We start from the raw sequence: 20,969 nt of genomic DNA, 5'->3' as shown, positions 1-20,969 counted from the left end.
AAATGACAAATTTAGCTCTATACCACATTACCAGACCTTCGTCTTTAAAGGAAAATGCACCGTTATTGATTATGTTTCATGGTTATGGCAGTGATGAAAACGACTTGTATTCCTTTGCTTCGGAATTACCTGAAGAACTGTTCATCATTTCTGTAAGAGCGCCCTACCCAATGCAGCCTTATGGCAACGCTTGGTACGCCATCAATTTTGATGCTGAAATGAACAAATGGAACGACAATGTGCAAGCTGCGCAATCTCGTGATTTAATTGCAACCTTTATCGATCAAGCCTGCGATACTTATCCAGTAAACAAAGACAATGTTACACTTTTAGGGTTTAGCCAAGGAAGTATTTTGAGCTATGCCGTAGCAATGACTTACCCAGAAAAAATAAAGAATGTCATTGCTTTGAGTGGCTATATCAATGAAGAAATTTTGCCAGAAAACTTAGGTAGTAAAGATTTTAGCAATTTAGACATTTATGCCTCTCATGGAAGTGTGGATCAAGTAATTCCTGTGGAATGGGCTCGCAAAATCCCTAAATTCTTAAGCACACACAATATCAAACACGCCTATTCTGAATTTCCTGTAGGGCATGGCGTTGCCCCACAGAACTTCTACGAATTCAGAAAATGGTTATCTGAACGCATTTAGATTGAAGGTGGTGGATACATAAAGTACTCCACCACTTTAAATTTCAGCTCCTCTGTTTCTGAAATTTCATAGGTCATAAAAATCTGTCCCCAGTATTTCCCGTCACTAAAATCGGCAATGATCCATTTATGGTTCAATAATTTAATTTTATTGATCATAATCTTTCCATCAGTCATAGATGCATAAGGCACCAACGGATGGTCATCACCTTCGTAAACATTCAATTTGTAAATTTCATCCTTAATAAAAGGAATCAATTCCTCTACATCGTAACCTTTGTTTTCAAAATAGGAAAGGGCATCTTCATCCGTCTCAATATCAAAGTACATCAATTCCAAATTTTCATCATGCAACGCTTCTATTTCTACTTTGTCCTTTTCCAATTTGTCCTTTAGCTGTTTGATATCCTTTTCATAGGAATCCAAAATGTTTTTAGAATTCGCATATTGGAAAACGATTAACAATACCGAAAAAATAAACAGGTACATAAAAATTCTGCTCTTCATAATTTAAATTGAAATTTGTAGGTTATCATACGCCAAGAAAACGTTGCTTGGCAATTTTTGTTGTACTTCGTCGTGAAATCCCAAAAGATGACTGATATGCGTTAGATACGCTTTCTCTGGCTTCACTCTTTCTATAAAATTTAGGGCTTCTTCTAAATTAAGGTGTGACATATGCGGCTCTATACGCAAGGCATTAACCACCAAAACTTTTAAATTCTTCAACTTCCCCATCTCCTCTTCCTCTATAGTCTTCATATCCGTTAAATAGGCAAAATCACCAAATCGGTATCCAAAAACCTGCAGCTCATGGTGCATTAAATTCACAGGGATGATTTCTAAACCTCCCAAAGTAAAGGGTTTGCTAGTGATAACATTAGATATTACGCCTGGCGCCCCTGGATATTTGTTTTCGGTTTCAAAAATATAATCAAAGCGTTTCTCCAATCCTTCAATAACACGTTCATGTGCATAAATGGGCATATCTCCCTGCCTGAAGTTAAAAGGTCTGATATCATCAAGCCCAGCGGTGTGATCTGCATGCTCGTGAGTAAACAAAATACCATCCAGTTTTGTGCATTCTGCTCGTAGCATTTGCTGTCTGAAATCTGGACCGCAATCTACCACATAAGCATAGTCATCCCACTCTACCAAAACAGATACTCGTAACCTTTTGTCTTTAGGGTTTTTACTCAGGCACACAGGATGTGTACTACCTATAATGGGGATTCCTTGGGATGTTCCTGTGCCTAAAAATGTAACTTTCAAATCATCTGAGTTTGGAACAAAAATAATGTTATTTTTTTGTTTACCATGGTATTTTAATACCTTTGTGCAGTACTTAAAACCCGGATTTAAAAGATGGAAATAACCTTAAAGGGAGATAAAGAATTCGATGATGTTCCTTCGTTAAAGTCGAAAGCACTTCGAATCAACCTTAATGAGAATATTTATGGAACTTTTGCTGAAATTGGCGCTGGACAGGAAACCGTTCGCCAGTTCTTTAGAGCAGGAGGTGCTTCTGGGACCATCGCTAAGGCCATGTCTGCCTATGACAAAGACTTTAGTGACGCCATCTATGGTATTGAAGACGACAAACGTTACGTAACCGAAGCCCGTTTGCGTAAAATGCTTAACCACGAGGTTAACTTAATAGAAAAACGACTTCCTAGAGATAAACACCCACACAAATTGTTCTTTTCGTATGCCAACACTGTGGCTACAATAGATTTTGCAAAGAACTATAAAGGACATGGCTGGGTAGGTATTAAATATCAAGTAGATCCAGAGCAAGAATACAACGAAATTATCCTTCACTTGCGTTTTAAAGAAAACGACGCAAGACTGCAGCAGGAAACTTTGGGGGTACTCGGTACTAACTTGATTTATGGAGCATTCTATAAATACAATGAACCAAAGAAGCTTTTAAGATATCTATATGACCACTTGGACAAAGACCAACTAGAAATTGACACTATCAACTTTAGCGGTCCTATCTTTAGTGAGGTTGATAACCGTTTAATGAGTTTACAATTGGTAAAAAACGGCATGACCGATGCGGTTATGTTCTCACCAGATGGAAACAACGTACTTCCTGCGAGAGTGTTGTACAAAAAGAACATTTTGGCATTCCGTGGAAGTTTTAGACCGGTAACCAAAGTAAATATGGACATGTTCCATAAGTCTTACGACATGTTTGTTAAGGAGAATAAAGTAGATCCTAAAAACACTCAGGTAGTTTTTGAAATCACGCTTTCCAACTTACGTGCCGAAGGAGAAATCAATGAGCAGGACTTTATGGACCGCGCCAAACTATTGTGTTCTTTGGGACAAACGGTTTTGATTTCCAATTTCCAAGAGTATTACCGTTTGGTGGAGTATTTCTCTCAATATTCTAAAAACAGAATGGGATTGGCCATGGGCGTCAACAACCTTGTAGATATTTTCGACGAGAAATATTACCGTCACTTGAGTGGTGGTATTTTGGAGGCCTTCGGAAAATTGTTCTTTAAGGATCTTCGCGTATATCTTTATCCAATGGTTACCAAAGATGGTACGTTGGTAAACAGTGAAAACCTTAAGGTACACCCACGTATGAAAGAATTGTATAAATTCTTTAAATACAATGGAAAAGTGGTAGATATCACCGATTACGATCCAAGTGTTTTGAACATTTTCTCTAGAACCGTATTAAAAATGATTTCCAACAGCAAAAATGGTTGGGAAAACCTCCTGCCTGAAGGAGTTGCGAAATTAATCAAAGAAGAGAACTTGTTTGGTTTTGAAACCGAAGAAGTTTACCACGAAGAATAGTTCGTAAAACGATATATTATAAAAAAGCCCTTTTGAGAACTTCAAAAGGGCTTTTCTTTATGCCAAAATTTGATCGGCGTGAGCTTTGGTTTTCACTTTTAGAATGATATCCTGAATAATCCCGTGTTCATCAATAACAAAAGTAGTTCTATGGATGCCATCAAACTCACGTCCCATAAATTTCTTAGGTCCCCAAACACCATAGGCATTGATGACTTCTTTGTCTTCATCTGCCAATAATGGATAAGGAAAGTCATATTTCTTCTTAAAATTGGATTGACGCTTTTCCGAATCGGCACTTACGCCTAAAATATCGTATCCCAAGCTTTGGAAACGCTCATAATTATCACTTAAATCGCAAGCTTCAGCCGTACAACCAGGCGTACTTGCCTTTGGATAAAAGAAAAGAACCAACTTTCTTCCTTTATAGTCTGCAAGTGATACTGTGTTTCCTTGTTCGTCTTTTGCCGTAAAATCTGGAGCCTTATCTCCTACCTGTAATTGAGTCATAATTATTAACTTTGAATTTTGTACAAAAATACAATTTATGACCAAGCAAGAAAAAGTGAATTTCGTAATTACCACTTTAAAGGAACTATACCCAACCATTCCAATTCCGTTAGACCATAAAGATCCTTATACCTTATTGATAGCAGTCCTGATGTCTGCACAAAGTACTGATGTTAGAGTGAACCAGATTACGCCTTTATTGTTTGAAAGAGCAGACAATCCGTATGATATGGTGAAACTTTCGGTAGAAGAAATTAGGGAAATCATTAAGCCAGTTGGACTTTCTCCAATGAAGAGTAAAGGAATCTATGGGCTATCAGAAATATTGATTGAAAAACACAATGGCGAGGTCCCGCAAACCTACGAAGAACTAGAAGCATTGCCTGCCGTAGGTCATAAAACAGCCGCAGTGGTGCTATCACAAGCTTTTGGCATTCCCGCATTTCCGGTGGATACGCATATTCACCGCTTAATGTATCGTTGGAATTTAAGCAACGGCAAAAATGTAGTCCAAACCGAAAAGGATGCGAAACGATTGTTCCCAGAAGAATTATGGAACGATCTTCATTTACAGATTATTTGGTACGGAAGAGAATATTCTCCAGCCAGAGGTTGGGATCTTGATAAAGATATCATCACCAAAACTATTGGAAGAACAACTGTAATCAACGACTATTATAAAATGAAAAAGCCCTGATGTCTCAGGGCTTACAAAGTCTAGTTTAGAAGTGCTTCAAACTTCAATTTATTACAATGTATAACACTTAAAGCCTTCGAATAATTTAAAAGAAACTCTATGGTCTCCTTTTTAGGATTCAGATTGTCTTTCTTTGGGGGTGTGCATTCTGAGTAAAGTTTTGCCATTATTAAATTTTTAGGTTCTTATAATTTCAATAACGTACAAAAAATCACTTTATTATATCAATTTGTTAAAATTATATTATTTTTTTCAATCACCTTTCGCAAATTGATCAATGCATAGCGCATTCTACCTAAAGCTGTATTAATACTCACGCCTGTTACGTCTGAGATTTCCTTAAAACTCATGTCCTTGTACATACGCATTTTCAAAACCTCTTTTTGGTCATCAGGCAACTCTTCTATCAACCGTCTAAGATCGCTTTCTACCTGATCTTTTATAAGCTGCTTTTCGGCATTTAAGTTATCATCTCCCAATACCGAGAAAATACTGAATTCCCCTGCATTGTCAAATTTGGGCATTCTGTTGTTCTTCCTAAAATGATCAATGACCAAATTGTGGGCAATACGCATCACCCAAGGCAAAAACTTCCCTTCTTCGTTGTATTTTTTCAACTTCAAGGTACGTATAACCTTAATGAAGGTATCCTGAAAAATATCTTCGGTAACATCTCTATCCAAGACTTTGGAATAGATAAAACTGTAAATTTTTTGTTTGTGCCTATAAATAAGTACGGAAAGAGCGCTCTCATCTCCGTTAATATAATTCCTTACTAAAACAGCATCAGTGATAAGTTCGTTTTTCATAATAATTACTTTAATGGCTCGAAGTAAAACTTCCTAGCTTGGGGTTAATTTTTTTAAAGTAATATTATGCTATAGGCAAGTGGTTTTAGACTGATTAATGACCAAATATAACAACTATAAAGACAAAAAAGCAAAATTTAACAACAAACTTTAACATTTTATTTATACTAAACGAGGAAAACCGATATAAAGCTTGCACAATTTTTACCGGAAATATTTTAGGATTTTCCGTTCAACTTTATCAATATCAAATTAATTTATTCAGATAAAATACTTGTAGTATCTTTGCAAATCTATTAGCAAAAGGCATTATGAACATTAATATTTCCGAAGTAAATCCAAAAGAGAATATCATCATTAAAGGTGCTAAACTTCACAACTTAAAAAATATTGATGTTATTATTCCACGGAATAAATTAGTGGTAATCACAGGGCTATCTGGTTCTGGAAAATCCAGTTTGGCCTTTGATACACTTTACGCTGAAGGACAAAGACGCTATGTTGAAAGTCTGTCCAGTTATGCCCGCCAGTTTTTAGGGAGGCTCAATAAACCGAAAGTAGATTTTATTAAGGGAATTGCCCCTGCCATTGCCATAGAACAAAAAGTAAACTCTACAAATCCGCGCTCTACGGTAGGAACCACCACTGAAATTTACGATTATTTAAAACTCTTGTTTGCTCGCATTGGTAAAACCTACTCTCCCATTTCCGGAAATGAGGTAAAGAAACATACCACACAGGATGTTTTGGAATATATCAAACAATTTGAAGATGGCGCAAAATTGTTGCTGCTCTCTCCTATTATTCTTGAAGAGGGCCGCACGATGGAGAACAAACTTAAAGTGTTACAGCAACAAGGGTATGCCAGAGTAAAATATCAAGACGAGGTCCTTAGAATTGAAGATGCCCTTCAAAAAGGATTGACTTCGGATATTGTTTTGGTTGTGGATCGCGTTATTGTAAGGCATGAAGAGGACTTCTTTAACCGATTGGCCGATGCCATTGAAACTGCCTTCTTTGAAGGGAAGGGTGCCTGTACAGTAGAATCTCTTTCCAACGCAGAACAACGTTCCTACAATAACAAATTTGAACTGGATGATATGACCTTTTTGGAGCCTAACGTCCATTTGTTCAGCTTTAACAATCCTTACGGTGCCTGTCCTAAATGCGAAGGCTATGGAGATGTTATTGGTCTCGATGAAGATTTGGTCATCCCCAATACAGGCTTATCAATCTATGAAAATGCCATTTTCCCATGGAGAGGTGAAAGCATGAGTTGGTACAGGGATCAATTGGTGAACAACTCACATAAATTCGATTTTCCTATACATAAACCTTATTATCAATTATCCGAAGCGCAAAAACAATTGGTTTGGGAAGGTAATAGCTATTTTGAAGGCTTGAATTCCTTTTTTGAAGAACTTGAAGCCAAAGCTTATAAAATCCAAAACAGGGTCATGTTATCCCGTTATCGAGGCAAAACCAAATGCAGTACTTGTCACGGAAAACGCTTAAGACCTGAAGCTAATTACGTAAAAATTGGAGGGGCAACCATAACGGATTTAGTAGAATTGCCATTAAATCAATTAGCTGATTTTTTTGATACTCTTGAACTAAACGAATACGATACAAAAATTGCCGAACGATTGCTGAAGGAAATCACCAATCGCTTATCGTTCCTAAAAAATGTAGGACTTGAGTATTTAACCTTAAATAGACGTTCCAACACCTTGTCTGGAGGAGAAAGTCAACGAATTAACCTTGCTACATCTCTTGGAAGTAGTTTGGTAGGCTCTATGTATATTCTGGACGAACCTAGTATAGGACTCCACCCAAAAGACACCCAAAAACTTATAAAAGTATTGGAGGCCCTTCGTGATTTGGGCAATACGGTGATTGTGGTAGAACATGATGAAGATATCATGAATGCTGCAGATGAAATTATTGATATAGGCCCCGAAGCAGGGACTTTTGGAGGTGAAGTTGTGGCTACAGGTACTTACAAGGATATCCTAGCGTCCAATTCGTTAACGGCCCAATACCTCAATGGACAATTGGAAATTGAAGTTCCTCAAAAAAGACGTACTTCAAAATACCATATTGATATTCTTGGCGCCCGAGAAAACAACCTTCAAAATATCGACGTAAGATTCCCATTGGAAATGCTCACGGTAATTACTGGTGTTTCTGGTAGTGGAAAAAGTACCTTGATCAAAAAGATTCTCTATCCCGCCATTCAAAAGAAACTAACCGATTTTAGTGAGAAACCAGGTCAATTTACTGAGCTTCAGGGCAACTTTAAAAATATCAAACATGTGGAGTTTGTTGATCAAAACCCAATTGGAAGGTCTTCGCGCTCCAACCCTGTTACCTATATTAAGGCATATGATGATATCAGGGCGTTGTTTGCTTCTCAAAAGCTGAGCAAGATTCGTAACTATCAAGCTAAACACTTTAGTTTCAATGTAGATGGTGGTCGTTGTGAAACCTGTAAAGGTGAAGGTGAAGTGACTATTGAAATGCAGTTTATGGCCGATGTGCACCTAACCTGTGAAACCTGTAACGGAAAGCGCTTTAAAAAGGATATTTTGGAAGTGACGTTTGAAGGCAAAAGTATCGACGACATTTTAAACCTTACAATTGACGAGGCCATTGCATTTTTCACCCAAACTAAAGAAACCAGAATCCAATCGAAACTGCAACCACTTCAGGATGTTGGTTTGGGCTACGTAACCCTGGGACAAAGCTCATCTACACTTTCTGGTGGAGAAGCTCAACGTATTAAGTTGGCTTCTTTCTTGGGAAAAGGAAGTAAAAGTGATAATGCACTATTTATTTTTGACGAACCAACTACAGGACTGCATTTCCACGATATTCAAAAACTACTCAAGTCATTCCAGGCACTTATTGCCAAAGGCCATTCCATAATTGTTATTGAACACAATTTGGATCTTATAAAATGTGCCGATTTTATTATTGACTTAGGTCCTGAAGGCGGAAAGCAAGGTGGACAACTAGTAGCTGTTGGGACTCCTGAAGAAATTGTAAGAAACGAAAACTCGATTACAGGTAAATTTCTCAAAGAAAAACTTTAATCGATTTTAACAATTATTAGACTTTTTATTCCTCTAAAATACAGTATCTTGCAGCCCTCTTTAAAAGAAAAGAGCAACGTTATTGAAACCCCTTTAATTTATTAATCTACATATAGCAGGAAGCTTGTCTCATTAGTTTGAGGCAAGCTTTTTCAGTAAAATAGAAATGCTGTAAGTCCCATTACTATCACAGCCAACGGAATTACAAACAATAAGAAAGCAAAAGAAATGGTGCTGCTCTTTAAAAAACATACAAACCATCCTTGCCCATAAAATCGTTTAATAGCTATCCACAGATAAAAGAAGGTTGAAAACATAATGACACTGTTGATCCAACCAGGAAACCCCTTCCAAATTAGATTGCAGATTACCAAAATGCTAAACACCATAAACAAGAACGAAAAGAAATAAAAAGTAAACACCAAATGGTGCGCATACTTCCCTTTTCTGTAGAAAAACACTTTTAGAATCAAAGCAAAAATTGGAAGCAAAATGAACATGGAAATGGGGATACTATCATAGAAAGCCTGAAGGATAGACCCTCCGCTTCTATTCTTATAAAACTTTAATGCTTGATGGTACAGACGTCTAGAAAAAGCACTGTTATCGTCGTCCATGCCCATTTCTTTGTAAATCTCCTCATCTGAAGCTCCCGAAGCAATTAATGAATCTATGGCTTCCTGATTAAAATTAAATCCTGTTTTCACAACCTTTTTATCTTCGGAAGATTTTATGGAATCCAACACTTTAAATCCAGATTCATCCAGTTGAAAGCCCACCTTGGAATCCTTTAACTTCTGATTCACCTCCGCCACTTTCACCGAATCTGAAACAGCTTGCTTGATGGAATCTATATATTCTTGTTTATGTTCAAATTCCGTTTTTAAAGCGGTATCCAATTTTTGGGTTTGTTCGCGAGTCACAAATGAGAATACAAAGAAAAAAATCACGGAAATAAACAGATACATCTGTGCTGGATGTAAATACAATAAGCGCTTCCCTCCTATAAATTTACTCGCCAAATAGCCGGGTCTTGTCATTAATGGAATGAAACTCTTGAAAAACCGAGCATCGAAAGAAAAATAATTACTAATGGTATTGTAGAACAAGACTCCTAAAGTTAACTGCTCATCTACCTTTTGACCGCAAAACGGACAAAACTCAAAATTGGCATCAAATTCGTTTTCGCAATTTTTACAAGTAATCTCAGATTCACTCATCTGCTATAATTTGGCGGTTAATAAGTTAAAAGTAATAAAAAAGAATTTTACTACATATTTAAACGCATGGATTAAAATGACTAAACCACAAATTAAATTAACCGCATAAAAAAGACCTTAAATAAGGTCTTTCCAAATTCATATTTTCATTGAATCTTACCTAGCCACAAAATCACTTAGGAAAATAAAAATATGCCCAGTTTTACTATCTATTTCCATATTATATTTCGTTGGATAGTTGCTTCCTGGGTTTTCAAACTGCAAGGGCTGGGTAAAATCTGAAGTAAACTCTGTAGCAGTTTGTAAAAAGTCCAAAGCAAACTTAGTTTCTACAAACACATGTTTTTGATTATATGAACCATGAATGATTCCTGTGTCAAAGTCATTGTTTACTGCTAAGAAATCAAAAGGCAACCAATGCTTTCCAGCATATGGATAATACCCCAATTGTCCTGGTAATTTTAAAAAGCCCACAGGCATTTTATTCACATCGGGGAACACATTTACAGCATCTACAATAGCTTGATTATTGTCATCATACGGAAGGATTTGCAAGCGTTCTTCTTCAGGAATCTCAAAAAAATGAACATCAAAATGAGGAATCCAATAGGCCGGTGCATGCCCCATTGGTTCCCAATTAAGGGTAATATGCTCAAAGGCCGTCAATTGTTTGGCCTTTAAATGAAGAGGAATTGAAGTAATTGCATCATCTTCTGGCAAACTTTCTAAATCTCCCAATGCTTCAGGGGTAATTTCAATGCCGAATGCCACAGGAAAATCATTGTCATCCACACTTACCCAAGATCTTACCTTCCCAATTCCAAAAGCAACCTGAGGCCCTTTAAATACTAGTAATTTATCAGCCTCTCGCTTGGCTGAAGGAACATTTTCCGTTGGTGTTGACACAACGGATTCTTCAATTAAATCTGTTTCCTGAGTAGAACAGGAATACATCAAAAAAGCCACAAATATCCAAAGATATACAGTAGCACAACTGCAACGTTTTTTCATGATTATTGGTATTAGAATTATAATATTCAAGCAAAACAAATCATGAGCTATATCAGCGACTCATGATATTACTTACCATTATTAGAATACCTTAGGAAGAGAGTTTTGTAAAAGAATAGTAACTCCATTACTACATAAAAATAGGTAATTTAAAAAGTGTAAATCGTTGTGATAGATAAAGGATATGGTTTGGTGGATAGAAACATGTTTTTAAAAGATAAAATGAAAAAACTATACCCTTCCTTCATACAATTGATCTATAACGTGGCCATAACTACTTCCCACGGGAATGGACACCTTCCCTATTTCAATATCGTAATTGGTGAACGCCGTAATTTTTTTAATCGCCAAAATATACGAGCGATGTGTCCGAATAAATAAGTGTTTTGGCAAAATGGCTTCGGTGACGCTTATGGACTGCTTCACTTTGAGCTCAGGATGATCTTCACGATGGATGATGATATAATCCTTAAAACTTTCTATGTAAAGAATGCTTTTCAAAATTACCTTAACCGTTTTTCGTTGTGCCCTGAAATACAAAAATTCCTTGTTTAAAGCTCCTTCTGCTGAAAGGTCAAAATAATAACCATTGGTGTACTTTTTTACCGCCTCCAAAAACCTATCGTAAGAAATAGGTTTGGACAAATAATCCAATGCTTCCAACTGAAAAGCCTCTATTGGTTTGTTTTTATGGGAAGACATATAGATTACCTTAGGTGTATTTTTATGGATTTTCATAAATTCCATAACGGGTAAACCTAAACAGCCTACATCCAAAAACAGCAAATCTACCTGTTCTCCTTCCAATGTATCAAAAGAATGTTGGGCACAACTAAATACCCCCACCACTTCCATTTGTTCAATAGATGCAATATGGTCCTTCAAAATTTTAATTGAAGGAGGTTCATCATCTACTATCAAACATCTACAGATCATGATTGGTTAGAAAGCACAGAAGTGCAGTTAGCTATTCTAAAGTTACATAATTATAAATTATGTGATACTTTTTTTTAATTATATGGATTTTAACTGGTATCACTCAGTATATAATTCAACAAATATCCATCTAATAAACAAGGCTATAGCTAAATAAAATCGAATGTTTTAAAATAATTTTCTCTATTTCATTTAATTATCAAATCATATTTGGCACGCTGTTTGTTTTGTATAAACCGAACCCTTAAAATCTTCTAATATGAAAAAGATTATTTTATTATTTACGAGTTTACTTCTAGCAGGGGTATCTGTAAACGCAACATCTACTTTTAACAATACAACAGTTTCCCATACGTATGTGGGAGGTTATGGCAACTCTTTTATCTTTATGGAGGATGGCATTGAATTTTCGGTATTTCCTGATGGACAGTTTGATTTTTATGTTCCAAAATATGGCCCCGATGTAAATGTGGCTTTCACTTCTCCAAACTTCTCCATTAGTTTCAATTCTGGATACAACTACAGCCCATATATTCAGTATGACGATTTTGGAGCCATCATTCAAATTGAACATGTGCCAATTTTCTATGATTACTATGGAAGAATTGTACGTGCAGGAAACGTAAACATATTTTACAACAATTTTGGTCGCATTGCGAGAATAGGCGGTTTATATGTTCACTACAACAATTACAGAACTTATACCCACTGTACTGGTTACATTAACGTGTACAATAGAGCCTATGTATACCGCCCTTGGCATAGATATTATGTAGTTCCAACCTACAATTATTGCATGGTAAGTCCGCAACCTTACAGAAGATATTATACACCGGTAAGACATACTTATTACAGACCTTACCATAATAATGTAAGACATGTGAATGTAAATGGACACAGAAGTGCTGTTGCCAACAATTCTAGACGAACCAATGCGCAACAAGCACGAACTCACGAGCGATATAGACAAGAAGCTGTTCCGCAAAGACAGGTAACTAGGACCAATAACAGTAATAATAGAAGTACAAACCGCTCTCAAGTGAATACCAACGAGCGAAGAACTGCAAATTTTTCAAATAACAACAATAGAAGTCAAAATTCTAGAACACAAACAACTAGAACAACCAATTCTAGACAAACCGTTAGTACTTCTACAGAAAGAAGAAAAAAATTAGAATCGAAACAACCAAATCGATCTAATGAACGTACATATACTAGCAGACAAACTAACAATAGATCTGCTCAAGTAACACAAAGTAGAAACACTACTTCTTCAAAGAAAAGAGCAAGCAGCAATGCTTCTCAAAGAAGTTCTGGAAGAAGATAACATATAGACGACTTTTTGGTTGGTTAGTTAGAAATCCCCTGTGAGAAGTATGCCTCAAAGCACCTCACGGGGTTTTCTTATTTTATACCTTATTTAGATTTTGGTAAGAAACTTTTTTACGACACTATTAATGTCCTCCGAAATGTGAAGCTTGAAAACTAATAGACCATAGCCTAACACAATCAATAAAGACTTTAAGGTCATATTGATTAAGGGATGAAATGGAAAGTCCCAAAAATAGAAGACTGCAAACCCAACGAGAATTACCAAACTTAACACCAGACTCTCTTTGGTGAAGGGCCACATACCAAATTTCAATTTTACAAAGTAGATTTTTATAGAGTTATAAATAAATATTGCAATAAAAGTGGCTATTGCTGCACCATTCATTCCATACTTAGGGATGAAGGCTAAATTCAACAATACAATTAAAATGGTCAACAAAACTCCAAAAAACAAGACCATTCTATAATAATCACTGTTAAATAAAATGGCGTTATTATTTCCCATTACATTATCGTACAACTTAGCTGCACTAATCAAAAACACTACCAACAAGCCTTCTCTAAATTCCTTTGGAATAATTAAATATAGTTCATTGATATTTAAAACAATCAACAAAAAAATCAAGCCACTTACTACATATAGGTTTAGTGAGGACCTTTGGTAAAGTCCCTTTAGCTCCACCATGTTTTTATCATTTAACAACTTTGCGGTTAAAGGCATCATAATTTGGTGCATCGCCCTTTGAGGCACCGCAATAACCGTTGCAATAAAAATGGCCACACTGTAATAGGCCACTTCTTCAATATCGGGGCGTAATTTCCCCAGCATGAACTTATCGATATCCAAAATAAGCGTAGCAATAGAACCTGCTATGATGATAAGTGACGAATACTTTAAAATAGCGCTCAGATTTTCAATTTTATTAAATCGAATCACCGGCCAACGCACATTGTAAGCATATAGTTTCATCACCACCATTCTTAACACATATACACCCACCAAAGCATTTATAAACTGTTCTACGGTAAGCCAGTTAAAATAAACGGCAAATAGGAGGATCATAATTGCTATTCGGTGGAAAACTTCCTTCATGAAATTTCCAAAAACCGTTTGCATCTGAACTTTGGCCCAAGCAAAAAACACTTCAAAATAGGCCATAGCTACAGCTGTGATAAAAATATGCCATACATAACCTTTCACAATCGCATTTTCGGCACCTAGCCAATTGGAAATCATATCATGGGCAAAAAAGCCAATAACCCCTATTGGAATGGCCATTGCCAAAGGCAGAAACAACATTAAGGTTAAAAAGCTGTTGATGCTATTTTTAGTTTTATAGGTAGAATAAAACTTAATCATGGTGTTTTGTACCCCAAAAGCCATTAAAGGCATCATGATATTGGCTGCAGACAATATAAAACCAACCAATCCGTAATATTCATCAGAAATGAAATTGGTATACAAAAACAAAGTATTGATGGCACCAATACCAAATCCTAGATATGTACTGACTGTGTTTTTAAAGGATTGTTTAATGACAATTCCCATAGAAGTTCAGGTTGGTTTAAATTAGTTTCGACAGTTTTTCAGTCAATGATTTTCTGCTGTATTGTTGCAAACCAATAGGCTGTGTTACCAAAGAATTTGCTTTGTAAGCTTCAAAATACAATAATATTTGCGACTTTATACGTTGCTTTTCATTGTAGTAAAAATAGTGTCCCGTATTGGTTTCCTTAATGATGCGCTCCACATCGGATTGCATAGGCCCAATTGCAATGATTGGTGTGTTGGAAATCATATACTCAAATAATTTCCCTGGAATGATCACTTTGGTGTCTTCAGAATCTATTTCAATTAGCAACAGCACCTGCGATTGCATTTGAGCTTTTATAGCTTCGGTATGCGGCACATATCCCTGCAAGTGAACATACTCCTTTAGGTTGTGATGATAAATGCTTTGCAATACATCGTCGCTAACCACCCCTGTCAAATTAAGTTGAATCACTTTACGGAAGTCTTCATTTTCATCAATCAATTCAGAAATAGCTTTCCAAAATTGAACAGGATTGCGTTGAGACAACAAAGACCCAATATGGGACATCGTAAACTTTTTATCCTTCTCTGGTCTAGCTACCTTATGAGTATCATATCCATTGGTGATTACGGTAATGGGCTGGCTCGTTTTGGTTTCAAACTCCAATTTGGTGTTATTACTTGTTACCAAAATATGGTCGGCAGTTTGCAACACTTGCTGCTCCAATTTTAAGTGCTTTTCCTTGGATGATTTTGAAAGCTTCAGTTCCTTATGATAGCCAATCGTCGTCCAAGGATCCCTAAAATCTGCAATCCAAGTCACTCCTAACCTAGCCTTTAACTGCATTCCTATTAAATGCAAACTATGCGGAGGCCCTGTGGTTATAATCGTTTCAATGTCATTCTTTGAAATATATTCTAAAAGAAATTCAACCGAAGGTCTTACCCAACTTTTACGGGCATCCGGAATAAAAAAGTTTCCACGTACATACAGCAAGAGCTTTTGAACAAAGGATTGCTTTTTGGCTTTTGGAATTACTCCTGAACTAATTTCACTAGCCTTGTTTTTTGAAATGAAATTGGCAAAACGATACGGTTCTTTAATAGGAAGTTTTAAAACCCTAGTGCCTTCCGGAACTTCATTCAACATATTTTGGTCCACAATGGGATAATTGGGGTTCTCCGGACAAAACACGATAGGTTCCACACCAAATTGTGGCAAATACTTTACGAATTTCAACCAGCGTTGTACCCCAGGTCCGCCAGCTGGAGGCCAATAATATGTTATAATGAGTGCTTTTTTAGGCACGTTCATTCATTTTTTTATATCCAAAAATTGCACCTCCAATAAGTAATAATACCAACACTACAGAACTCGCTAAAGAAATCTTGCTACCAGTAGCTATTACTTTAGGTTCAAATTTAAACTCTATGGTATGCGTGCCTGATGGCACGTTCATTCCTCGCAAGACATAATCTACTCTCATATGTTCTGCAGCAATCCCATCTACATAGGCCTGCCAACCATGACCGTAGTAAATTTCAGAAAACACTACAAAACCGTCATTTGAATTATTAGAAGTATATTTTAAGTAATTCGGTTTAAAATCAGTTAAAGTGATGGTCGCCAAAGAATCTACCGTAAATTTTTTCGCTTCAATTGGCAAAGAAGAAATCGCCGTAGTTTTGGTATTCAAACTATCTAATAACAACATTTCCTCATTGGCGGTTTCTACAGTCTTCAACTCCGAAACAAACCACGCATTACCATTGACTTCTTCATTAGTGTAAGGAAACACATTTCCTTTTTCATCTTGTGCTATGATGTACTTTGTATTCAGCATGTTGAGCACTTCCATATTGTTTCGGGACACATGGAATTCATACAATTCATTATAACGTCCCAATTTCGCCGCATGATACCCACTTAAAGAGTTATGGAAATAAGAAGCTCTAGCCCCTCCTGAAGTTAAGTCAAACACTCTATAATGTGATTGATCCTTCATGATTTCCAGATCTACTGCAGAAGCTTGATAAGGATTGTTCACTTTTAAAGAGGACACAAAATTATCATTGTTCACATAGCGTCTATCCACCCCAACCAAATCAAAAGCAATCAATAAAGCCATTATCAAAATGACTTTCCCTTGAGATAATTTCTCGCGAAGGAATAAGAAAATAGTCCCAGAAGCCAATAGTACCAAAACCAACGTTCTGATGGTATCTGCATTAAACATAGACTTTCTATCTTCTCTTAGGGCATCTACAAAACTTTGTCCATACTCGCCATAAGCCTGACGGAAATAGCCATCATTTACTCCCACAAAATCCAAGAAATAAGATTTAAACAATAAGAAAACTAAAGCCAAACCACCCGTAATCATCGCCGAATACTTTAAGGCCTTTTCCTTGGTTTCCTTGTCGTCTTCATTTTTAAATAATTGGGTAAGTCCCAAAATGGCCAATACAGGAATACATAATTCCAAAATCACCTGAATAGAACTAACTGCTCTAAACTTATTATATAATGGGACATAGTCTATAAATAGATCTGTTAGGAACCCTAAATTCTTTCCATAGGACAATAATAAGGATAGTATAGAACCACCCACAAGCCACCATTTCAAGCGACCTTTCACAAAAAACAAGGCTAAAACAAAGAGAAATAACACTACGGCTCCTATATAGGCAGGCGCTTCCACAATGCTTTGGTCTCCCCAATACGTTGGTGTGGCCTGTACTTCTCTCGCAGCCTCAACCGGAGATGCCCCAATATTGGTATAAAATTTATACATGGCCGAATCTGGCCCTACATCTTCGTGACTTCCACCTCCCATAAATCTTGGGATATACAAGTTGAAAGTTTCCAACAATCCATAACTGTACTCCGTGATGTAATCTTTACTTAAGCCACTGGTAACTTCTTTTGGAGAACCATCAGCATTAATGGTCAATTCGCTTTTACCACGGGTACTTTCTTTAACATATTCCTGAGTAGCCATTATGTTCGTGGCATTCAGCCCAACAGCCAAAATTGCTGCAACAGCAATGATTCCAACGGATTTAAAGAAATGTGGCAATTCCTTATTTCTATAAGCATCCACCAAATAAGCCAAACCTAAAATCAATACCAACAACAGTAAATAATAGGTCATTTGAAAGTGGTTAGCACAGATTTCCAAGGCCAAAGCAACGGCGGTTAATAGAAAACCTCCGATATATTTTTTTCTGAAAGTGAGTAAAATTCCACTCAAAACCAATGGCATATAAGCAATGGCATGCGCCTTGGCATTATGACCGACTCCCAGAATAATAATAAGATAGGTTGAAAAACCAAAGGCCAAAGCTCCCAGTCCAGCTAACTTAAAGTCCACCTTTAATACCAATAATAGGATATAAAACCCTATAAAATATAGAAATAGATAATCGGCTGGTCTTGGTAAAAACCGAAGTGTCAAATCTAATTTCTTGATGTAGTTATGTGGATAATGGGCACCTAATTGATATGTTGGCATGCCTCCAAAGGCACTGTTGGTCCAATAAGTTTCGGTGCCCGATTCTTCTCTAAAATCGTTTTGTTGTTTGGCCATCCCCTTATAGTGCATAATATCACTTTGGAAGATTTCCTTTCCTTTTAAAACTGGGCTAAAATATGCTAATGAAACAACAATAAAACCTACTAAAACCAGTAGGTGTGGAAGAATTCTTTTAATTGGAAAATGCATGAATATATATTATCGAATGATTGCGAAAATTAATCAATTTCTTCGTAATCTATATATTCTCCTACGGTTTTATTTGAAGCGTTATCGGTTTTGGGCATCTTGTCAATGACCGTTTCCCCTACCTTTTCTTTTTCTTCTTTTCTATTTGGTTGTTGCTGTTGAAATTGTCCTCCAAAACGTTCCTGCATTTTTTTGGACATATAACGCACCAAAAGCGGCGCAAAAATCCTGGAAAGGATTTTCAATCCGTAATAAATCAGCAGTATTATTAATATTGTTCTTAAAAGGCCCACCGCAGATGCTGTTTGCAACATGAATTATTTTTTGTCAAAAATACAATTCTCTTTCCTTAAACACCCGCATAAAACCTTAAAAAAAATATAAAATGGAATTGACACTCCATCGTTTTAAGGGTATCATATTAGAATGAAAAAATTTATGTAGTTTTGAAATCAAACAGTACACTAACAAAGCCCAACCTCTAAAACGCTATGTACCAAATGAAACCCATGAAAACCTATTTATTATTACTGGCCTTTTTGGCGTCTTCCATATCCTTTGCTCAATATACCGATGTTATCAACTCCAACCGCCCAGGGGTTTCTAGCAGTGCTTTTTCTGTTGGAACCAATGTGCTGCAATTCGAGATGGGGCCATATTATGTGAAGGAAAAGCACACGCCTCTTCAATACGAAGTATCTGGTTTTGGAGTAGATTTTATGGCGCGTTACGGACTGTTTTTTGAGCAATTGGAAATCAATTTAGAAGGGGTTTATCAAAACGACAAGTTCACCGATAACCGCTCTGCCATTTCTGAGGAAACCAAGCGCTCCAACTTTAAAAACTTTACCCTTGGTGCCAAATATTTAATTTATGATCCTTATAAAAACCAAGAGGACAAACCTAATATTTATAGCTACCATGCTAACAGAAAATTTCAATGGAAATCGTTAATTCCAGCTGTTTCGGCCTATGTTGGTGCCAATTTCGATTCTAAGGACAATCCCTATACTGCACCGGATGTAGAAGGCTTTAGCCCAAAAATTATGATTGCCACCCAAAACAATTTTTCCAACGGTTGGGTATTGGTCTTGAATTTTATAAAAGACAGAATAGGCTCTGAGTATTCGGATTTTCAATATATCATCACCTTAACCAAATCCTTAAACGAACAATGGGTACTGTTTGGTGAAACCCAAGGTATCAAAAGCGACTTTTACGCCGATAATTTGTTTAGATTTGGGGGTGCTTATCTTTGGAACAAAAATTTCCAGTTAGATACAGCCGTTACTTTGAATACCAAAGACACACCATCAGTATTCAATTTTAATATTGGAGCGTCTTACAGATTTGATTTCCACAAGGACAAAGAGCCAGATAACAACAATTCGGCCAAAGACGAAATGAAGCGTAAGCAACGCGCCAATAAAAACAAAAAGAAAATAGACACAGATTTTTAATGACAGTGGCAAATACAATTATTTTGCCCGAGGAGACACATGATTACAGTAAAAGAAATACATTCCAAAAAAGACCTAACAGCATTCGTTAAATTTCCCTTCAAGCTTTATAAGAACAATAAATATTGGGTACCTCCCATGATCAAAGATGAAGTGGAAAGCTTCGATCCGGAATTAAACCCAGTTTTTAAGCATGCCCAGGCCTCTTATTTTTTAGCTTACAAAAACAATGAAATTGTTGGAAGAATTGCAGCCATTATCAACTGGACCGAAGTAAAATCCCAAGACAAAAAAGTGCGGTTTGGTTGGTTTGATGTTATTGATGATATAGAAGTGACCAAGGCACTTTTGGATAAGGTTATTGAATACGGAAAAGCCCATAAATTAGAATTTATTGAAGGTCCTATGGGATTCTCCAATTTGGATAAGGTTGGTGTGTTAACCGAAGGCTACGACCAATTGAGTACTATGGTTACTTGGTATAATCATCCTTACTACGTCACCCATCTCGAAAAACTTGGTTACGTTAAACAGAAAGAATATATCGAAGGTTATTTCGATGTTGATAAGGTAAAAACTGAACAATTTGAGAGAATGGTTCCGCTTATTTCCAGAAGGTATGGTGTTCGTTCCCTTAATTTCACAAAAATTGATGAGCTGTTGCCTTATGTAGACAAAATGTTTGACCTGTTCAATGAAACCTACTCCAAACTAGCTTCTTTTGTGGCAATTTCAGAAGAACAAAAGGATTATTTTAAAAAGAAGTACATCCCTTTGATCAACCCTAATTATATCAAATTCATTTTGGATAAAGACGATAATATCATTGCGTTTGCCATAGTATTACCTTCCTTTTCGAAAGCCATACAAAAAGCTAAAGGAAAAATGTTCCCATTTGGATTTTATCACTTATTGAAGGCTAAAAAACATAGCGAAGAAGCCGTCTTTTATTTAATAGGCGTGCATCCTGAATACCAAAACAAGGGTGTTACTGCTCTAATTTTTAAAGAATTCTACGACTCCTTCAGAAAAGATGGTGTAAAGCGATGTATAAGGACCCCTGAACTGGAAGAAAACATAGCCATTCACCAATTGTGGAAAAACTTTGAATCGCCAATAACAAAACGACGCAGAACCTACAGAAAAGATTTCTAGCATAAAAAAAGCCACT

18 protein-coding genes are annotated in these 20,969 nt (G+C 36.5%); 7 read left to right on the top strand and 11 right to left on the bottom strand.

Annotation, left to right across the window (positions count from 1 at the left end):
- The first annotated feature begins 2 nt into the window (after positions 1–2).
- Positions 3–653: an alpha/beta hydrolase gene (locus BKM32_RS10345; RefSeq protein WP_076663734.1), complete on the top strand. Its 651-nt coding sequence runs from the start codon at positions 3–5 to the stop codon at positions 651–653.
- Here the strand turns inward: BKM32_RS10345 and BKM32_RS10340 are convergent.
- On the bottom strand, positions 650–1,159 hold the full coding sequence (locus tag BKM32_RS10340) for a hydrolase (RefSeq protein ID WP_076663733.1): 510 nt from the start codon (positions 1,157–1,159) through the stop codon (positions 650–652). The genes BKM32_RS10345 and BKM32_RS10340 overlap by 4 nt on opposite strands.
- Before the next feature lie 3 nt (positions 1,160–1,162).
- Positions 1,163–1,924, bottom strand: a complete 762-nt coding sequence (locus BKM32_RS10335; RefSeq protein ID WP_076663732.1) for an MBL fold metallo-hydrolase — start codon at positions 1,922–1,924, stop codon at positions 1,163–1,165.
- 93 nt (positions 1,925–2,017) lie between these two features.
- Here BKM32_RS10335 and BKM32_RS10330 point away from each other — a divergent pair, with 93 nt between their 5' ends.
- Positions 2,018–3,469 (top strand): nicotinate-nucleotide adenylyltransferase, encoded by a 1,452-nt coding sequence (locus BKM32_RS10330; protein ID WP_076663731.1) that lies wholly within the window; start codon positions 2,018–2,020, stop codon positions 3,467–3,469.
- A 57-nt stretch (positions 3,470–3,526) separates the two neighbouring features.
- On the opposite strand, the gene bcp is transcribed toward BKM32_RS10330, so the two are convergent.
- Positions 3,527–3,979: a thioredoxin-dependent thiol peroxidase gene (bcp, locus tag BKM32_RS10325; RefSeq protein ID WP_076663730.1), complete on the bottom strand. Its 453-nt coding sequence runs from the start codon at positions 3,977–3,979 to the stop codon at positions 3,527–3,529.
- Between the two features lie 37 nt (positions 3,980–4,016).
- Here bcp and nth point away from each other — a divergent pair, with 37 nt between their 5' ends.
- The gene (gene nth, locus BKM32_RS10320) at positions 4,017–4,676 is read left to right on the top strand and encodes an endonuclease III (RefSeq protein ID WP_076663729.1); all 660 of its coding nucleotides are present in this window, start codon (positions 4,017–4,019) and stop codon (positions 4,674–4,676) included.
- A gap of 224 nt (positions 4,677–4,900) precedes the next feature.
- Here nth and BKM32_RS10315 read toward each other — a convergent pair whose 3' ends face one another.
- Positions 4,901–5,485, bottom strand: coding sequence for an RNA polymerase sigma factor (locus BKM32_RS10315; protein ID WP_053977946.1), 585 nt, complete (start codon positions 5,483–5,485; stop codon positions 4,901–4,903).
- A gap of 311 nt (positions 5,486–5,796) precedes the next feature.
- Here BKM32_RS10315 and uvrA point away from each other — a divergent pair, with 311 nt between their 5' ends.
- The gene (gene uvrA / locus BKM32_RS10310; protein WP_076663728.1) at positions 5,797–8,580 is read left to right on the top strand and encodes an excinuclease ABC subunit UvrA; all 2,784 of its coding nucleotides are present in this window, start codon (positions 5,797–5,799) and stop codon (positions 8,578–8,580) included.
- Between the two features lie 152 nt (positions 8,581–8,732).
- Here the strand turns inward: uvrA and BKM32_RS10305 are convergent, their stop codons facing one another.
- From BKM32_RS10305 to BKM32_RS10295, 3 genes are all read right to left on the bottom strand, one after another.
- Positions 8,733–9,800, bottom strand: a complete 1,068-nt coding sequence (locus BKM32_RS10305) for a DUF3667 domain-containing protein (RefSeq protein WP_053977948.1) — start codon at positions 9,798–9,800, stop codon at positions 8,733–8,735.
- Positions 9,801–9,956: 156 nt separating this feature from the next.
- Positions 9,957–10,811, bottom strand: coding sequence for a hypothetical protein (locus tag BKM32_RS10300; protein WP_076663727.1), 855 nt, complete (start codon positions 10,809–10,811; stop codon positions 9,957–9,959).
- A gap of 231 nt (positions 10,812–11,042) precedes the next feature.
- Positions 11,043–11,747 (bottom strand): LytTR family DNA-binding domain-containing protein, encoded by a 705-nt coding sequence (locus BKM32_RS10295; protein WP_076663726.1) that lies wholly within the window; start codon positions 11,745–11,747, stop codon positions 11,043–11,045.
- Positions 11,748–12,006: 259 nt separating this feature from the next.
- On the opposite strand from BKM32_RS10295, the gene BKM32_RS10290 reads away from it, so the two are divergent.
- Positions 12,007–13,074: a hypothetical protein gene (locus tag BKM32_RS10290; RefSeq protein WP_076663725.1), complete on the top strand. Its 1,068-nt coding sequence runs from the start codon at positions 12,007–12,009 to the stop codon at positions 13,072–13,074.
- A 93-nt stretch (positions 13,075–13,167) separates the two neighbouring features.
- Here the strand turns inward: BKM32_RS10290 and BKM32_RS10285 are convergent, their stop codons facing one another.
- Genes BKM32_RS10285 through BKM32_RS10270 form a run of 4 tightly spaced genes read right to left on the bottom strand, consistent with a single transcriptional unit; the run spans position 13,168 to position 18,652 of the window.
- Entirely contained in the window at positions 13,168–14,628 is a 1,461-nt protein-coding gene (locus tag BKM32_RS10285; protein ID WP_076663724.1) for a lipopolysaccharide biosynthesis protein, read from the bottom strand.
- Between the two features lie 16 nt (positions 14,629–14,644).
- A complete protein-coding gene (locus BKM32_RS10280; protein ID WP_076663723.1) occupies positions 14,645–15,928 on the bottom strand; it encodes a glycosyltransferase family 4 protein in 1,284 nt (427 codons plus the stop codon).
- The gene (locus BKM32_RS10275) at positions 15,915–18,338 is read right to left on the bottom strand and encodes a YfhO family protein (protein WP_076663722.1); all 2,424 of its coding nucleotides are present in this window, start codon (positions 18,336–18,338) and stop codon (positions 15,915–15,917) included. The genes BKM32_RS10280 and BKM32_RS10275 overlap by 14 nt, the downstream gene beginning before the upstream one ends.
- A gap of 29 nt (positions 18,339–18,367) precedes the next feature.
- Positions 18,368–18,652, bottom strand: a complete 285-nt coding sequence (locus BKM32_RS10270) for a DUF4834 family protein (protein WP_076663721.1) — start codon at positions 18,650–18,652, stop codon at positions 18,368–18,370.
- A gap of 195 nt (positions 18,653–18,847) precedes the next feature.
- Between BKM32_RS10270 and BKM32_RS10265 the strand changes: the two genes are divergently transcribed.
- Together BKM32_RS10265 and BKM32_RS10260 are read left to right on the top strand one after the other, a co-directional pair.
- Positions 18,848–19,798, top strand: a complete 951-nt coding sequence (locus BKM32_RS10265; RefSeq protein WP_253187450.1) for a transporter — start codon at positions 18,848–18,850, stop codon at positions 19,796–19,798.
- Between the two features lie 39 nt (positions 19,799–19,837).
- Positions 19,838–20,953: a GNAT family N-acetyltransferase gene (locus tag BKM32_RS10260; protein WP_053977957.1), complete on the top strand. Its 1,116-nt coding sequence runs from the start codon at positions 19,838–19,840 to the stop codon at positions 20,951–20,953.
- The last annotated feature ends 16 nt before the right edge of the window (positions 20,954–20,969 follow it).

Source organism: Mangrovimonas sp. DI 80, from assembly GCF_001975575.1.
GTDB classification, from domain to species: Bacteria; Bacteroidota; Bacteroidia; order Flavobacteriales; family Flavobacteriaceae; genus Mangrovimonas_A; species Mangrovimonas_A xylaniphaga.
The sequence above is the reverse complement of the archived record's forward strand: the minus strand, read 5'-3'. Positions and strand labels throughout refer to the sequence as shown.

What these genes read in the sequence shown, in the direction of transcription:
- BKM32_RS10345 (WP_076663734.1), top strand. Translation starts at nt 3, where the DNA reads ATGACAAATTTAGCTCTATACCACATTACCAGACCTTCGTCTTTAAAG.
- BKM32_RS10340 (WP_076663733.1), bottom strand. Translation starts at nt 1,159, where the DNA reads ATGAAGAGCAGAATTTTTATGTACCTGTTTATTTTTTCGGTATTGTTA.
- BKM32_RS10330 (WP_076663731.1), top strand. Translation starts at nt 2,018, where the DNA reads ATGGAAATAACCTTAAAGGGAGATAAAGAATTCGATGATGTTCCTTCG.
- bcp (WP_076663730.1), bottom strand. Translation starts at nt 3,979, where the DNA reads ATGACTCAATTACAGGTAGGAGATAAGGCTCCAGATTTTACGGCAAAA.
- nth (WP_076663729.1), top strand. Translation starts at nt 4,017, where the DNA reads ATGACCAAGCAAGAAAAAGTGAATTTCGTAATTACCACTTTAAAGGAA.
- BKM32_RS10315 (WP_053977946.1), bottom strand. Translation starts at nt 5,485, where the DNA reads ATGAAAAACGAACTTATCACTGATGCTGTTTTAGTAAGGAATTATATT.
- uvrA (WP_076663728.1), top strand. Translation starts at nt 5,797, where the DNA reads ATGAACATTAATATTTCCGAAGTAAATCCAAAAGAGAATATCATCATT.
- BKM32_RS10305 (WP_053977948.1), bottom strand. Translation starts at nt 9,800, where the DNA reads ATGAGTGAATCTGAGATTACTTGTAAAAATTGCGAAAACGAATTTGAT.
- BKM32_RS10300 (WP_076663727.1), bottom strand. Translation starts at nt 10,811, where the DNA reads ATGAAAAAACGTTGCAGTTGTGCTACTGTATATCTTTGGATATTTGTG.
- BKM32_RS10295 (WP_076663726.1), bottom strand. Translation starts at nt 11,747, where the DNA reads ATGATCTGTAGATGTTTGATAGTAGATGATGAACCTCCTTCAATTAAA.
- BKM32_RS10290 (WP_076663725.1), top strand. Translation starts at nt 12,007, where the DNA reads ATGAAAAAGATTATTTTATTATTTACGAGTTTACTTCTAGCAGGGGTA.
- BKM32_RS10285 (WP_076663724.1), bottom strand. Translation starts at nt 14,628, where the DNA reads ATGGGAATTGTCATTAAACAATCCTTTAAAAACACAGTCAGTACATAT.
- BKM32_RS10280 (WP_076663723.1), bottom strand. Translation starts at nt 15,928, where the DNA reads ATGAACGTGCCTAAAAAAGCACTCATTATAACATATTATTGGCCTCCA.
- BKM32_RS10275 (WP_076663722.1), bottom strand. Translation starts at nt 18,338, where the DNA reads ATGCATTTTCCAATTAAAAGAATTCTTCCACACCTACTGGTTTTAGTA.
- BKM32_RS10270 (WP_076663721.1), bottom strand. Translation starts at nt 18,652, where the DNA reads ATGTTGCAAACAGCATCTGCGGTGGGCCTTTTAAGAACAATATTAATA.
- BKM32_RS10265 (WP_253187450.1), top strand. Translation starts at nt 18,848, where the DNA reads ATGAAAACCTATTTATTATTACTGGCCTTTTTGGCGTCTTCCATATCC.
- BKM32_RS10260 (WP_053977957.1), top strand. Translation starts at nt 19,838, where the DNA reads ATGATTACAGTAAAAGAAATACATTCCAAAAAAGACCTAACAGCATTC.